A 13,712-nucleotide genomic window follows, 5' to 3' on the forward strand; every position below is an offset into this window, starting at 1 on the left:
ATATGAGATAGTAAAAGTTAAGACTTGAAAAACCTTGTCATCATGGGAAATAAAACTACTATGGAATTCGTTGCTGGCAAAAACTCATCCGCTTTGATCAGAAAGGTAGCCAAAGAATTGGATCTTACAGAAGAGGAGGTTGTGCAAAAAGGGATAACTTTTATGAAATTGTATGCCGGATTACAAAAATCGAAAAGAGGACGTATTCTTTTAGAAGCAGACGGCAAAACACAAGAAATAATTGTTTAGAATGACTTCAGATCCATCCGAAAAACCTGAACAAAAAAGAAAAACTGACTCGGAAAATTTAGAATCATTTGCTGAGGAGTATGATCCTGATAAGTCTAATAATTCACAAGCGGAGTCCAGCAAAGATGATGATACAGATTTTCGGCTTAGGAATAGAAATAATTGGATAGCCTCTATTTTAGCTCTTGCTTTGTGGGCGACCCTTATCTTTACTATAGTTTATCATTTGATTTCTACTGTTAAGTTTTCTAACTATCTTGTAGATTCAAATACTCCCATAGAACTTGAAAAAGTCCAAACTGCTGTCACATTGGTAGATGATACCGCTAAAACCCTCTATTCTTTTTTGGGGACTTTGGTAACTGCTGTCACTGCGTATTATTTTAAAACGGTTGCAGATGAGGGCAATAATAGATAAATCTTATCAAAAAGCGAAATCTTAAACAGAATTTGAAACCATTAAACCTAGTTGAAATTCTAATTTTCAGATTGTTTTAGTGGCAACTCCTTGATACATATAGCCTGAAACTTTAGGCATATCCTCTGCATAAAATTCTTGGATCTCAACTTGATTAAATTGAGTTTCAATTAATTGCTTCATATTGCGATTTAAGTGACAACCATCAGCAATAATTTTTTGTAGGGGAGTTAAACGATTTTGCCAAACTTGGATAGTAGCTTCATCACTTAATCCGTGTTCAATAAAATAGAATTTTTGTCCGGGTTTTAAAACACGATAAATTTCTGATAACGCTTTTTCAATGTTAGGAATACTGCACAATGTCCAGGTACTAACCACAGCATCAAAACTATTATCATCCATCGGTAAATTTTCTCCTCCTAACACTTTATTTTCAACAGGAATAACACTAGATTCAATCCTTTTTTTCGCATAACGATTCATGCCTTGATTGGGATCGATAACTGTTAATTTTGTTACGCTTTCTGGATAATAAGCAAGATTTAATCCTGTACCAAAACCAATTTCTAGAACTTCTCCTGAAACATCTTTTAATAATTCTTTTCTATACTCAGAAAAAGGAGAACCAGACATCATCATTTCAATTCCATAAGGAAAAATAACATCAGAATAAAAACCCATTTCATTTCCTCCTAAGTTAAAACTTTTGCTAATTCTAGATCAAAATAACCTTTGTTTGGGAAGTCACCTCTAATAACTGTAAAATTATTATGGGGTTCTCCTAAATTATTTAATACTAAACTAGCTAAAGAAAAATCTTGATTTTTTGTGTAATCATGTAAAGTAATTATTGTTTTTAAATTAGCTTGAGCAGCAGCTTGTAGGCCATGAAAAGAATCTTCAAAAACTAAACATTCTTCTGGGTTTAAATCCATCTTTTCTAAGACATAATTATAAATATCAGGAGATGGTTTTTTATCAGCAACAATATCCCCGGCCGCAATCACTTCAAACCAATGAGGATTTAAGTGTTTTTCCAATAAAGCTAAAGCATTGGGTAATGCGCTAGTAGTTGCGATCGCTAATCTTATTTTTTGATTATAAGCTTCTTCAATTAAGCGTTTTACTCCTGGACGTAATTGAATTTCTCCTGATGATAATAAGTCACAATAATGAGTTGTTTTTGCTTGATGAAGTTGAGGTATTAAGGTTTCTAAACTCTCCTTGATTTTAGGGTGATATTGTTGTATGTAATGTCTAATTCTTTCCTTACCCCCAGAGATTTCTAATAACTCACCATAGAGATTTTCTGACCAATACCAATTTAAATCAGCCTCAGAAAAAGCACGATTAAAAGCAATTCTGTGGCCATCTCTTTCTGTTTCAGCCAATGTTCCATCTACATCAAAAATTAAAGCTTTTAGTTGTGTCATAATGAATTTTATTTCATCAAAAAATTAGGTAATTAGTACCTGGACAAAAATAAACGTTAAAGTTGAGAAGAGGCAGAAGGCAATCCCCTATAACCCCTAAACTTAAGGGTTCAGCTAGGAGATGAAACCTAATATCAAATCTTCCTTCTAACACTCCCCACATTCACTTAAACCAATAGTTAAATGCTTAAGTAATTGTTGCTTAAAGTCCATCTACCAGAGGATGGAAATAGAAAGCAAAACCAATGACAATATAAGTTGCTAATAATAAAGTTCCTTCTAACCAATTAGAACGACCATCAGAACTAATAGAATTAGTAATTAACACAGCCACCGCTACAGACACTAATTCAAAAGGATTAAAATCTAAATCCATCGGTTGCCCTAAAAACCAACCAGCAATCACTAAAACTGGGGCAACAAATAAAGCAATTTGTAAACTTGAACCCACCGCTACCGACATAGATAAATCCATTTTATTTTTCATAGCAACAGTAACCGCCGTTGCGTGTTCTGCCGCATTACCAACAATAGGTAATAAAATCACGCCAGTAAATAAAGGAGTTAAACCCAAAGAGGAAGTGGCTTGTTCTAAAGAATTGACCAATAATTCTGATTCTATCGCAACCCCAAGAGTCACTAACAAAAGAATTATCACCCATTTACTAACATTAATATCACCGCCTTCTTCTTTTTTCGTTTCATCTTCGGCCGCTACCCCAACATCATAAAGATAAGCATGGGTTTTCATAGAAAATAATAAAGTTAAGCCGTAAACTAAAATTAAAACAATAGCCACAGCAACCGACAAATTTTGTAAAGTTTGTTCTTCAATACCAGTAGAAGTATATTGCACCGCAGTGGGTAATAAAATAGCGATGACAGCTAAATTCATAGAAGAGGCATTCATACGGGCCGCCACGGATTGAAATTCCTGTTCTTTGTAGCGAAGTCCCCCCAACAACATAGAAAAGCCCACCACCAATAATAAATTACCGATAATTGAGCCGCTAATGGTTGCTTTGACCACACCAATTAAACCTTCCTTTAAAGCCACTAATGCCAAAATTAATTCTGTAGCATTGCCAAAGGTCGCGTTTAATAGCCCTCCTAAATTGGGACCGACCACCACAGCGATTTCTTCTGTCGCTTGGCCCATCAAGGCAGCTAGAGGCACAATAGCCAAGGCCGCCATAATGAAAGTCAGGGTTGCTCCCCATTCTAGATATTCAGATCCTAGAGATAAAGGGATAAAAATCAATAAAATTGACAAAATAGCACTTTTATTCAGCATGATCGTCCTCAGCGATAGGTTCCGATTTTGAAGTCCGTTTCTTAGTTTAGGCCATCAATGAGCTTGACATCTTCTCGTAATCTCAAGTTATATGATAAAACTATTGCAATGCTTTAGTAATATTCAGTGTCTATTCATGAGCCAAGCTAACCCTCATAAAACTCAAGATAAATATAAGAAATCCTTGCCTGTAGTGGTTTATCAACCGGAAAGTCGTGTCAAGCACCCACTTCTGTTAGTCAAGGAAATGTGGTACGATTTGCTGGCTTCTCGTGATTTAGCGTGGCAACTATTTCAACGAAATATTCAGTCTCAATATCGTCAGTCTATACTTGGCATCCTGTGGATTTTCCTTCCTCCTTTAATCACTGCTCTGGGTTTAACGGTTCTCAGAAAAACGAATGTTTTGAATATAGGAGAAACCCCCATCCCCTACCCTGTTTATGTTGCTTTGAGTATGACTCTCTGGCAAACCTTCATTCAAAGCTTTAACAATACCATGGGAGCCGCTCGAAAGGCCAAACAGATGTTGATGAAATTGAATGTCCCTCCAGAAGCCTTTGTAATCTCGACACTGGCACAAATTTTATTTAATTTTCTCATTCAACTAATTCCCATTGTTTTCATGTTTGTCTGGTTTAAAGTAGCAGTCAGTTGGACAATTATTTTAGCTCCGGTTGCCTTTATCCATATGCTAATGTTTGGTACTGGTATCGGATTAATCTTAAGCCCTTTTGCTTGTCTCTATGGTGACGTTAATAGAGGAATCGGTTTTGTAAATAAGTTCTGGATATTTGTGACTCCTGTGATTTATCCTCAGCCTAGAGAGGGTATCTGGGCAATTTTAGTCGCAATTAATCCTGTTACTCCCCTATTAGTAACCACAAGAGATTTGATAATCACTGGAGACATTGCTAATATCTCAGGGTTTTGGATCGCTAGTGGTGTAGCCTTGATTACTACATTTTTCGGATGGATATTCTATCGCTTATCTTTGCCATTTTTGGTTGAAAGAGCCTAAATGATTAGAGTAAGCAAAAATTAAGGGAACAATCGGCTAAAAGAGGGTTTTATCTCCCTCTCTCTGATTGTTCTGGAACTAACATCTCTTTGCATTTTCAAACCTTTTATAACAAGAAAAAATACTATCAATTGAAAGTTTTTCCTCATGCCAATTTTCCATTAGTTATCATTATTTTTAATCACAAAACATTCCCTGATAAAACCCGGTCGTTAACAACGGGGTTTGAAAATAATTAGTTGATGAGTTAACCAAAAATCAATTATGATCATAAGTTGAACTAAATAATATTGACTACAGGGAAAATTTTGTGACAGTCAGAGTTCGGATCGCCCCTAGTCCTACAGGGAATTTACACATAGGAACCGCCAGAACCGCCGTTTTTAACTGGTTATTTGCTCATCATAACCAAGGCCAGTTTATCCTCAGAGTTGAAGATACCGATCAAGAGCGATCGCGTCCAGAATATACAGAAAATATTAAATCAGGTCTCGCCTGGTTAGGTTTGAGTTGGGATGAAGGACCCTTCTTTCAAACCCAACGCCTCGATCTCTATCGTAAAGCCATTCAAACCTTACTGGACAAAGGATTTGCCTATCGTTGTTATTGTACCCCAGAAGAATTAGAAGAGATGCGAGAGGCTCAAAAAGCCAAAAATCAAGCTCCTCGTTATGATAACCGTCATCGTCATCTCACAGAAGAACAACGTCTTGCTCTTGAAGCGGAAGGAAGAAAACCAGTCATCCGCTTTATGATCGATGACGATCGCGAAATTGTTTGGCAGGATCTCATCCGAGGTCAAGTTACTTGGAAAGGAAGTGATCTCGGTGGAGATATGGTGATCGCGCGTATTGCTGATAACCCAGAACAACCTTTTGGTCAGCCTTTATATAACTTGGCCGTGGTGGTGGATGACATGGATATGGAGATTACCCAAGTTATCCGAGGAGAAGATCATATTGCTAACACCGCTAAACAAATTCTCTTATACGAAGCTTTCGGGACAACCGTTCCAAGCTTTGCCCATACCCCCTTAATTTTGAACCAGGAAGGACGAAAATTGTCCAAACGAGATGGAGTGACTTCCATCGATGACTTCCGTAAAATGGGCTTTTTACCCCAAGCTTTAGCTAACTATATGACCCTCTTGGGATGGACTCCCCCAGACTCCACTGAAGAAATTTTCACCTTGACAGAAGCTGCTGAGAAGTTTAGTTTGGAACGGGTTAATAAGGCCGGGGCTAAATTTGATTGGGATAAACTCGATTGGATTAATAGTCAATATTTACACAAAATGTCGGGGGATGAATTAGTGGATCTTTTGCTTCCCTATTGGCAAGAAGCCGGTTATTCTCTCAATTTAGATAGCGATCGCCCTTGGTTAGAACAAATGGCTACCCTGATCGGTCCTAGTCTCACCCGTTTGAGTGATGCAGCTAAAGAAAGTGTCTTATTGTTTGGTGAAACTGTAGAATACAGTGAAGAAGCTATAGCCCAAATGCAGCAAGAAGGGGTTAGGGAAGTTTTGCAAGCTGTTTTGCAGAAGATTGTTGAATCTTCTCAGTTAACACAAGACGAAGCTAAAGATACCATCAAACAAGTGACAAAAACCTTTAAAGTGAAAAAAGGATTAGTAATGCGATCGCTTCGTGCTGGTTTAATGGGTGAATTACACGGGCCAGATTTAATTCAATCTTGGCTTTTACTTAATCAAAAAGGGTGGGATAAAAGTCGTTTGAGTCATGGCTTAGATTCATTATAATTGTTTCAACATCTCTCCATAAACCTTGGGGTGGGCAAAGCAGATAGGTATTTAAAGCCAGGAAAAATCTGAAATCTTTGCTCACCTTAGAAAAACAAAATTGATAAGGATCACATCTATATTTTCCTAATATCATAATTAACTCACTCTTAAGATTGTTATCATTAAGTAATGATAATTCTGTTGGATTACAACTTTCTAGCAATTATAGGTAGACCCATTAATGCGTAATCGTTAGAAATTTTTTTAGGATTGATTAGAAAATGGTATCAGTTTTAAAAATGTCTCTTTTCTAGGTTTGAGTCTCACTAACCTTCTGAGACTACCAAGAACTAAGTTCCAAAGATATCCATATTGAGGATATAGTTTTACCAAAAAAACTTCAGCTAAAACATACCGTCGGTTGGTGGTCTTATACTGGAATTCTGGAGGATTACTTTCTGTACGAAACTGTTCAGGAAAGGGTAAAATATGTCCAATAATGTCACCTTTCTTGACAAGGCCTTTCGTGTACAATTTAGCTTGCACTCCTAAACCAAGCAGTCGATCAGCACACCAAAAAGGAATATATTTGAATGGTCCGAAAAGGGTGAATAATTTAACCACATCATTAATGCACTCTTGGACTAAGCTATTTTTCCATACTTTTTTGTCAAAATTTTCTTGATGGGGTCCATGATGATCTTTACGATCTTTGATAAGACACAGCAAATTTAATTTATTTTCTAAAGGAGAAATAGGAACTTCTTGTAGAGTTTCTGTTGTTTCTAAATGTCGATCTTCTCCCCTTCTAACTTGAACGGCTTCTAAATTAGTAAATGGTTCCCATTCTTCTAATAGTTTTTCTTGGCTACCGTAAGGATAAAATTTTTGTCTAAGTTTGAACATATAGCTATTAGGAAAAATTCTAAAATATTCAAGAACAACCTCTTCTATTTTCGGGTACAAATATTCATCACAATTAATGGATAAAACATAAGTTCCTGACGCATTTGATACAGCGGTAATCCTTTGTATCACTTCTCCTCTGATGGGACTGGTGATTTGACGAATACGAGGATCATCATTATTCAGTAAGGGAACTTCAGGGGGATAAACCAAAATAAATTCAACATTTCCCTCAACTTTTGCCAATGCTTCTATCCAAACTTGAGGAACATTATCCCGCATAGGAATAATAACTGATAAGGTAGGTTTTTTCATTGGTTTAATATCTAGCTAAACTATAATACAATTAATTTTTTAATAGATTGTATCAATTTTATACATTATAATGCTTGCTCTGTCAAGGAATGAAACTCCTAATAATTTGTAAGCGTTGAATTAACTATTAAAAATCTCATATTTATATTATAAAAATTTACTCAAGTATCCTTAGGTTTCCTTAATCTTTGACCGTCTGTCTATGGAAAAATTTTGATATTTTTTCTAGCATTATTGAAACCACGGAAATTATTATCTGAAACTGAAACGATGAACAATATAGTTAAGAATTCCTTCAAGTTTTTGCTCTTAGTTACAGCCATGTTATTTTGTTTAGGTTTTTCTTCAGCGAGTGTAGAGAAATCAACAATTTCTCCTAATTTTTCTCAAGGAATTTACTATTTAAGACAAGAAAAGTACCAAGAAGCTATTGGGGAATTTACTCAGGTTATTAATGATAAGAATCAGTGGATTGCTTCTGCTTATAGTAATCGTTGTCTGGCTTATTTACAATTGAATAATAATCAAGCTGCTAAAAGAGACTGTCAAGAAGCTTTAGAGATGAATTCAGATAATGTTGAAGCTTATCTTAATAAAGGATTAGCTGATTATAGACTGGAAAATTATTCTCAATCTTTAGCTGCTTATCAAGAAGTTCTTAAAAGGCAGGAAAATGATTATCGTGCTTATTATAATCAAGGATTAGTCCATTTTCAACTAGGGAATTATCAACAAGCTTTAAATAGTTATAATCAAGCTCTAAAAATCGATGAAGATGATTCTTTGGAGCATAAAACATTGATTTATCATGATCGTGCTTTAGCCCATTTACAATTAGAAGATTTTTCTGAAGCGATCGCTAATCTTACCCATGTTCTTATTTTAAATCCAAAAGACGAACAAGCCTATTATCAACGAGGTTATGCTTATCAAAAATCAGGAAATTATCAGGCTGCTTTTCAAGATTTTACAGAAGCAATTACCCTAAATCCTCAGTTAACTACTGCCTATATTAACCGAGGAATTTCTGCTGCGATTTTAGGATTTCAGACGGTTGCTTGGCAAAATTTTAAAATTGCTCTTACTCAGTTTCAAGAACAAAATAACCAGACAGGTTATCAGCAAACTCTCAATTTAATGCGTAAATTTAAAAAAGTTACTTCTAATACCTATGAATCTCCTATTGGTTAGTAGAATTAATAATTAATTGACTAATATGTTGACTAACTAATTGATCGCCTAAAGAACTCAGATGGATATGATCTCGATATAAATCATCAATATTTTCCTGTTTACTAAAAATAGGTAAAAAGTCAATAAACGCTACATTATTAGTATCTACCCACTCTTGTAAGCGTTTTCTAGCCACTTTTTCATAATCTCTGGGTTCTGGGTTCATTTCCCGTTTAAGAGGGGTTAAAACTATCATAAATTGACTCTCATTTTCAGTTGTGATCGCTTTCATTTTATCGATCGCTTCTAAATTAAATCCTACTCGATCTCCTCTTTCTCCCATTATTTCTCCTAGTCCTGGGATATTAGGATTACGATAAAACACTCTTTCTAAAATTTCTTCTATGGCTAAAATTGGTTGTTTATCAGGATAACTGATATCTTTTCCTACTCTTAAAGGGGTGGGTTTTGTAGCGAACAAATCATCTGTATTGATTACTAAAAGAATTACTTGGGACTCAAAAGTTCCAAACCGTTTTAAATAGGCCAATTGATTTCTTGGTCCCCAAGAGTTGGCAGAAGCGTTTAAAACCTCTATTGTTGGTGATAGTTTCTTGTCAATTTCTTCTTGTACTAATGCAGAAATAGTTTCTTTTTGATCGGTCCACCAAGCACCATTAACAATAGAATCACCGATGAAAAAAAGTCTTATAGTATCATTTAAAGGACTAGATTCAATGGCTTCTGTCCGCATAGAATATTGATTAATAATCGTCAATTTTCCGAGACGACGAACCTTTTGATTAGGGGCTAATAAATAGCCAATCTCATCATCAGCGATATAAAGGGGACGTTTACCTAATCCTAAAAATAATCTTAAGCTGCCTTCAAAAATTAGGAAACTAATGAGAATAATACCAAAACTGAGCAAAACAATTTTCATCGGTTTAATAAGAGATATAATTGTAGAATACTATAGCAGATAAAAATTAGTTAGGACATTGTTTGAATCTGTCGCTGTCATTGGTGAGGTACGAGGAATTTCTACTAATGTCCTAACCATAATGCTTAGTGCTATAGAAGCAGTAAATCAATTAATGAAGCTAATTTTACAAAGCTTCTTCTAGGGTAGATAAAGGAATTGCTCCTGAAAAAACTTGACCATTAAAAATAAATAAAGGGGTTCCTTGAATTCCAATTTTTGCAGCAAGTTCCATATCTTTTTGAATGGCAAAATCAGCATTTCTACTATTGCGATCGCGTTCAAATTGCTCAATATCAAGATCCAAATTTTCAGCAAGTTCAATATAGAAATCTTCTCCTAAGCTGTCTTGTTGCGTAAATAAAGCATCATAATAAGGCCAAAATTTTCCTTGTTGTTGTGCGGCCCAAGACGCTTTCGCAGCTCCCAAAGCTTGAGGATGAATGCCAATTAAGGGAAAATGTTTATACACTAAAGTAACCTCATCCTGGTGCTTAGCAATAAATTCTTCAACGGTTTCGTAAGCTTTTGCACAATAAGGACATTGAAAATCAGAAAATTCTAAAAGAATCTTTTTTTGACTTCGAGATCCGGTGGTGGGTGAGTCAGCGATAATGGTTTGAGGATTGGTTTTCAGTTGTGATGCAAAGGACTGTAGAGCCTGTTTTTGTTGTTCTTGTTGTTGTTTTTGATAAGCTTGAACCGACTCGATCACGACTTCTGGGTTTTGACGAATAATATCTAAAACTGTTTGCTCCAGTTTAGGGTCAATAACTGCTTGTGCAGAAGGTACAATGATAGTAGGTGTCCAAGTCAAACCTATTATCAATAATAATGCGATGAAAACATTTAGTGCTTTTTTCATGCAGTCCTACCAGTTGAGTTAATTACCTTATTGACGGTATTATATTAATGCTCCTAAGTCAATTAACAACGAATTCAAACTAAAATTTATATTAAAATTATATGACTAAAACTATTACTGTACAACTGGATCACATCACTGCTTTAGATATTACTCCTGTCAAAGAAATAATTGAGCCAATATTAGAAAAAAATGCGATCGCTTCCCTAGAACAAAGCTTATCTTTTGACATTCAATATCCCCGTGAACCAGATGATCCTAGAGAACTTTCAGAAGTTCCTGAGATTCGTTTATGGTTTGTTCGTTTGGACACTATTTATCCTTGGTTTCCTTTTCTTTTAGACGCAAAAGAAGGAGATTTAGCTAGATATTCTGCTATGTTAGTTCCCCATCAATTTAACCGTGTGGAAGGGATTCAATACAACCCCGAAGCGTTAGAAATTTTTGTTATGAATAAGTTATTTGTTCTTTCTGACTGGTTACAAACACAAGGTCTTTATTCTCAGTTTCGTTTGCAATCTCTAGCGCAACTGTTTGGTTATGATATCGATGATAGTTTTTTTGCTATGATAAAAAAAGGATGAAAATACTCAATAAATTATAAATAAACTATTGATAATTTAGGTTGTTAAACTCAATAAAAACTAAGGTTGATCTATTGATTTGGACTGGTTGAACATAATAGGTTTGGGCTTAATAATATTAAGCCCCTACAATTAAACAGCAAAACAAAATTATGATACTGTACAATTGATGAATAAGTTGCCCGTTTTCTACCTAAAATAATCACCCGTAGGGGTTTAACACTGTTAAACCAACACACTGTTAAACCCCTACAAAATATTATTATCTTCTCATTATTTGACGATTTATTTGGCTTGCTTTTGGCGTTTAGATAATAAACCTACTCCACCCATTAATAATAACCCGAAAATGGTAGTAGGTTCAGGGGTAGAAGTAGTAGCAGCAGAAGAATATACAAGGGTTGAATTATCCGAGTCAACAACACCAGTAAATCCATTACTACTACCGGAAACGTTTAGCAAACTGCCAGCACCAGGTACATTCAAAAATAGTCCATCTGTCTCATTTGCTGCTGTAAAGAAACTGGTTAAAGGGTCAATTGTTCCTCCAGTGACGGTAAAGCTATTTACCGCTACGGCTAAATTGGCGAAAACATCAAAGGGAGTAGTATATCCCAAGGCAGCAGGTGCAGAAGTGACGAAAACAGAAGTTGCAGCAAAGGTTCCGTCCCCATCAGGTAATTCAATGGTTCCTTCTACTGTACCGTTAACAGGACCATCTTCATTACTGAAAGAGAAATCAAAAGTAGCAGCATTTGCTACATCAGCAGTTCCGAAAACCGTAGCAACAGTCAACAAACTTGCACCTAAGACGGTGGAGGGTAAAACACTGGACAGAGAAAGATTCTTAATCATGACAATTTCAAAAATTTACTAAAAAACATGAGTAATTCTACCCCCCCCGATTATTTTGTCAAGTTAATAGTTGATTAAGATGATTTATGCTGATTTTAGAAGGTTTTTAGCAGTTTAACAGCACTCACTCAACCGAAATATTGATACACCCAATTGAAGTTTACTCTTGTTTCTATTGCGCAACAGTTAGATATGAAGATGAAAATATAGCAGTCGCCAAAGCTATTAGGACATTTTTCTGTTCCCTGTTCCCTGTTCCCTGTTCCCTTAAAATATAATTTATGTGTCCTAACTAGCCTGTCTATTGCTATATTTGAGTTTGTTTCTATTGCGCAACAGTTGGAGATGAAGATGAAAATATTTGAGTTTGTTTCTATTGCGCAATAGTTGGAGATGAAGAAGAAGATATTTGAGTTGGTTTCTGTTGCGCAACAGTTGGAAATGTCAATACTCCCCACACTTACTCAATTGAAAACTGCTATCAATTGCAACATTCCGTTAAAATTAAGGTCAATTTTAAGATGATCAATTATGTAGCGATCGCAGAATATGAACTCATTTTTAACAAAATATCGTCTCAAGTCCCCCCTAGCTTGGGGTTTAGCCCTTGCCTTTAGTAGTAGTCTCTTAGCCGGTTGTAATAACCCAACCCCCACCGACACCGGAACCACCCCCACAGCCAGTGGAAATGGGCTGAAAATAGGGGCTTTACTACCGGTTACAGGGGACCTCGCGTCCATCGGGGCAAATATGCCAGAAGCCGTTAAATTAGCCGTTGAAGAGATTAATGCTTGTGACGGGGTGAACGGTCAACCAGTTACCCTAGTTACCGAAGATACTCAAACCGACCCGGCTGCCGGTGGTGCAGCCATGACCAAACTAGCTGAAGTTGACCGTGTTGCGGGTGTAGTTGGGGCCTTTGGTAGTAGTGTTTCTGGTGCTGCTGTGGGTATTGCAGCGCAAAATAAAGTTATGTTGATCTCTCCAGGAAGTACCAGCCCGGTATTCACCGATCAGGCTAAAAACGGTGATTTTAACGGCTATTGGGCGAGAACCGCCCCTCCAGATACCTATCAGGCCCAAGCATTAGCAGCATTGGCCAAAAAACAAGGCTTTAACAATGTTTCTACCGTTGCTATTAATAATGATTACGGGGTAGCCTTTGAGCAGCAGTTTGTGGGGGCGTTTGAGAAGTCAGGGGGTGAAATCCTTTCTAAAGATAAACCCGTCCGTTACGATCCCAAAGCTGCTACCCTCGATAGTGAAGCAGCAGCCGCTTTTGCCGATAACCCCGATGCAGTGGCAGGGGTTCTTTACCCAGAAACCGGCAGTATTTTATTACAAGCAGCCTATAAACAAGGTTTAAGCGAAGGAGTTACCGTTTTATTGACCGATGGAGTTTATTCTCAGGACTTTGTGGAACAGGTGGGCAAAACTCCTGATGGTAGCTTTATCTTAGAAGGAGCATTAGGAACGGTTCCTGGTGCTGATGGTGAAGCGTTAGAAGCTTTTACCAGCAAATGGAACGAGAAAACGGGTAAAGATGTTACTGCTTTTGTTCCTCATAGTTGGGACGCAACAGTATTATTGATGTTGGCTGCCGAAGCTGCTAAAGCTAATACAGGGGAAGGAATACAAAGTAAAATCAGAGAAGTGGCCAACGCCCCAGGAACAGAAGTTAGTGACCCCTGTGAAGCAATCGCGTTAGTTCGGGATGGGCAAGATATCAACTATCAAGGGGCTAGTGGTAATGTTGATATTGATGAAAATGGAGATGTTGTGGGTAGTTATGATGTTTGGACAGTGAAAGCAGATGGGACTACCGAAGTTATTGATAAAGTGAGTCCTGCGGAATAGTTTTTCAGCCAAC

The 13,712-nt window shown here is 36.6% G+C and carries 14 protein-coding genes; 7 read left to right on the plus strand and 7 right to left on the minus strand.

Annotated elements, in window-relative coordinates:
- The first annotated feature begins 60 nt into the window (after positions 1 to 60).
- Both QNJ66_RS05330 and QNJ66_RS05335 read left to right on the plus strand, forming a co-directional pair.
- Positions 61 to 249, plus strand: coding sequence for a hypothetical protein (locus QNJ66_RS05330; protein WP_300503745.1), 189 nt, complete (start codon positions 61 to 63; stop codon positions 247 to 249).
- A gap of 1 nt (position 250) precedes the next feature.
- The gene (locus QNJ66_RS05335; protein ID WP_300503746.1) at positions 251 to 667 is read left to right on the plus strand and encodes a hypothetical protein; all 417 of its coding nucleotides are present in this window, start codon (positions 251 to 253) and stop codon (positions 665 to 667) included.
- Positions 668 to 733: 66 nt separating this feature from the next.
- On the opposite strand, the gene QNJ66_RS05340 is transcribed toward QNJ66_RS05335, so the two are convergent.
- From QNJ66_RS05340 to cax, 3 genes are all read right to left on the minus strand, one after another.
- Positions 734 to 1,351 carry a class I SAM-dependent methyltransferase gene (locus QNJ66_RS05340; RefSeq protein ID WP_300503747.1) on the minus strand — a complete coding sequence of 206 codons (618 nt, stop codon included), beginning with the start codon at positions 1,349 to 1,351 and terminating at the stop codon, positions 734 to 736.
- A gap of 11 nt (positions 1,352 to 1,362) precedes the next feature.
- Positions 1,363 to 2,103, minus strand: coding sequence for an HAD family hydrolase (locus QNJ66_RS05345; RefSeq protein WP_300503749.1), 741 nt, complete (start codon positions 2,101 to 2,103; stop codon positions 1,363 to 1,365).
- A 202-nt stretch (positions 2,104 to 2,305) separates the two neighbouring features.
- Positions 2,306 to 3,397 carry a calcium/proton exchanger gene (gene cax, locus QNJ66_RS05350; RefSeq protein ID WP_300503751.1) on the minus strand — a complete coding sequence of 364 codons (1,092 nt, stop codon included), beginning with the start codon at positions 3,395 to 3,397 and terminating at the stop codon, positions 2,306 to 2,308.
- Between the two features lie 136 nt (positions 3,398 to 3,533).
- Here cax and QNJ66_RS05355 point away from each other — a divergent pair, with 136 nt between their 5' ends.
- Positions 3,534 to 4,418, plus strand: a complete 885-nt coding sequence (locus QNJ66_RS05355) for an ABC transporter permease (protein WP_300503753.1) — start codon at positions 3,534 to 3,536, stop codon at positions 4,416 to 4,418.
- Positions 4,419 to 4,728: 310 nt separating this feature from the next.
- Positions 4,729 to 6,180, plus strand: coding sequence for a glutamate--tRNA ligase (gene gltX, locus QNJ66_RS05360; RefSeq protein WP_300503755.1), 1,452 nt, complete (start codon positions 4,729 to 4,731; stop codon positions 6,178 to 6,180).
- A 246-nt stretch (positions 6,181 to 6,426) separates the two neighbouring features.
- Here gltX and QNJ66_RS05365 read toward each other — a convergent pair whose 3' ends face one another.
- Positions 6,427 to 7,383 carry a glycosyltransferase family A protein gene (locus QNJ66_RS05365; RefSeq protein ID WP_300503757.1) on the minus strand — a complete coding sequence of 319 codons (957 nt, stop codon included), beginning with the start codon at positions 7,381 to 7,383 and terminating at the stop codon, positions 6,427 to 6,429.
- 321 nt (positions 7,384 to 7,704) lie between these two features.
- On the opposite strand from QNJ66_RS05365, the gene QNJ66_RS05370 reads away from it, so the two are divergent.
- Positions 7,705 to 8,574 carry a tetratricopeptide repeat protein gene (locus QNJ66_RS05370; RefSeq protein ID WP_300503759.1) on the plus strand — a complete coding sequence of 290 codons (870 nt, stop codon included), beginning with the start codon at positions 7,705 to 7,707 and terminating at the stop codon, positions 8,572 to 8,574.
- On the opposite strand, the gene QNJ66_RS05375 is transcribed toward QNJ66_RS05370, so the two are convergent.
- Positions 8,564 to 9,499 (minus strand): SGNH/GDSL hydrolase family protein, encoded by a 936-nt coding sequence (locus QNJ66_RS05375; protein WP_300503760.1) that lies wholly within the window; start codon positions 9,497 to 9,499, stop codon positions 8,564 to 8,566. The genes QNJ66_RS05370 and QNJ66_RS05375 overlap by 11 nt on opposite strands.
- 166 nt (positions 9,500 to 9,665) lie before the next feature.
- Entirely contained in the window at positions 9,666 to 10,403 is a 738-nt protein-coding gene (locus QNJ66_RS05380) for a thioredoxin domain-containing protein (RefSeq protein ID WP_300503761.1), read from the minus strand.
- A 101-nt stretch (positions 10,404 to 10,504) separates the two neighbouring features.
- Between QNJ66_RS05380 and QNJ66_RS05385 the strand changes: the two genes are divergently transcribed.
- On the plus strand, positions 10,505 to 10,987 hold the full coding sequence (locus QNJ66_RS05385; RefSeq protein ID WP_300503763.1) for a CRR6 family NdhI maturation factor: 483 nt from the start codon (positions 10,505 to 10,507) through the stop codon (positions 10,985 to 10,987).
- A 285-nt stretch (positions 10,988 to 11,272) separates the two neighbouring features.
- Here QNJ66_RS05385 and QNJ66_RS05390 read toward each other — a convergent pair whose 3' ends face one another.
- Complete coding sequence (locus QNJ66_RS05390; protein WP_300503765.1) at positions 11,273 to 11,842, minus strand: PEP-CTERM sorting domain-containing protein; 570 nt, start codon at positions 11,840 to 11,842, stop codon at positions 11,273 to 11,275.
- Between the two features lie 549 nt (positions 11,843 to 12,391).
- Between QNJ66_RS05390 and QNJ66_RS05395 the strand changes: the two genes are divergently transcribed.
- The gene (locus QNJ66_RS05395) at positions 12,392 to 13,699 is read left to right on the plus strand and encodes an ABC transporter substrate-binding protein (RefSeq protein WP_300503767.1); all 1,308 of its coding nucleotides are present in this window, start codon (positions 12,392 to 12,394) and stop codon (positions 13,697 to 13,699) included.
- Positions 13,700 to 13,712 lie beyond the last annotated feature (13 nt).

The sequence above is a fragment of the Crocosphaera sp. genome (assembly GCF_030064895.1).
Classification (GTDB): Bacteria; Cyanobacteriota; Cyanobacteriia; order Cyanobacteriales; family Microcystaceae; genus Crocosphaera.

Excerpts from the sequence above, each read along its gene's own strand:
- QNJ66_RS05345 (WP_300503749.1), bottom strand. The coding sequence starts at position 2,103 with ATGACACAACTAAAAGCTTTAATTTTTGATGTAGATGGAACATTGGCT.
- QNJ66_RS05390 (WP_300503765.1), bottom strand. The coding sequence starts at position 11,842 with ATGATTAAGAATCTTTCTCTGTCCAGTGTTTTACCCTCCACCGTCTTA.
- QNJ66_RS05370 (WP_300503759.1), top strand. The coding sequence starts at position 7,705 with ATGTTATTTTGTTTAGGTTTTTCTTCAGCGAGTGTAGAGAAATCAACA.
- QNJ66_RS05365 (WP_300503757.1), bottom strand. The coding sequence starts at position 7,383 with ATGAAAAAACCTACCTTATCAGTTATTATTCCTATGCGGGATAATGTT.
- QNJ66_RS05380 (WP_300503761.1), bottom strand. The coding sequence starts at position 10,403 with ATGAAAAAAGCACTAAATGTTTTCATCGCATTATTATTGATAATAGGT.
- QNJ66_RS05355 (WP_300503753.1), top strand. The coding sequence starts at position 3,534 with ATGAGCCAAGCTAACCCTCATAAAACTCAAGATAAATATAAGAAATCC.
- cax (WP_300503751.1), bottom strand. The coding sequence starts at position 3,397 with ATGCTGAATAAAAGTGCTATTTTGTCAATTTTATTGATTTTTATCCCT.
- QNJ66_RS05375 (WP_300503760.1), bottom strand. The coding sequence starts at position 9,499 with ATGAAAATTGTTTTGCTCAGTTTTGGTATTATTCTCATTAGTTTCCTA.
- QNJ66_RS05395 (WP_300503767.1), top strand. The coding sequence starts at position 12,392 with ATGAACTCATTTTTAACAAAATATCGTCTCAAGTCCCCCCTAGCTTGG.
- QNJ66_RS05335 (WP_300503746.1), top strand. The coding sequence starts at position 251 with ATGACTTCAGATCCATCCGAAAAACCTGAACAAAAAAGAAAAACTGAC.
- QNJ66_RS05330 (WP_300503745.1), top strand. The coding sequence starts at position 61 with ATGGAATTCGTTGCTGGCAAAAACTCATCCGCTTTGATCAGAAAGGTA.
- QNJ66_RS05385 (WP_300503763.1), top strand. The coding sequence starts at position 10,505 with ATGACTAAAACTATTACTGTACAACTGGATCACATCACTGCTTTAGAT.
- QNJ66_RS05340 (WP_300503747.1), bottom strand. The coding sequence starts at position 1,351 with ATGGGTTTTTATTCTGATGTTATTTTTCCTTATGGAATTGAAATGATG.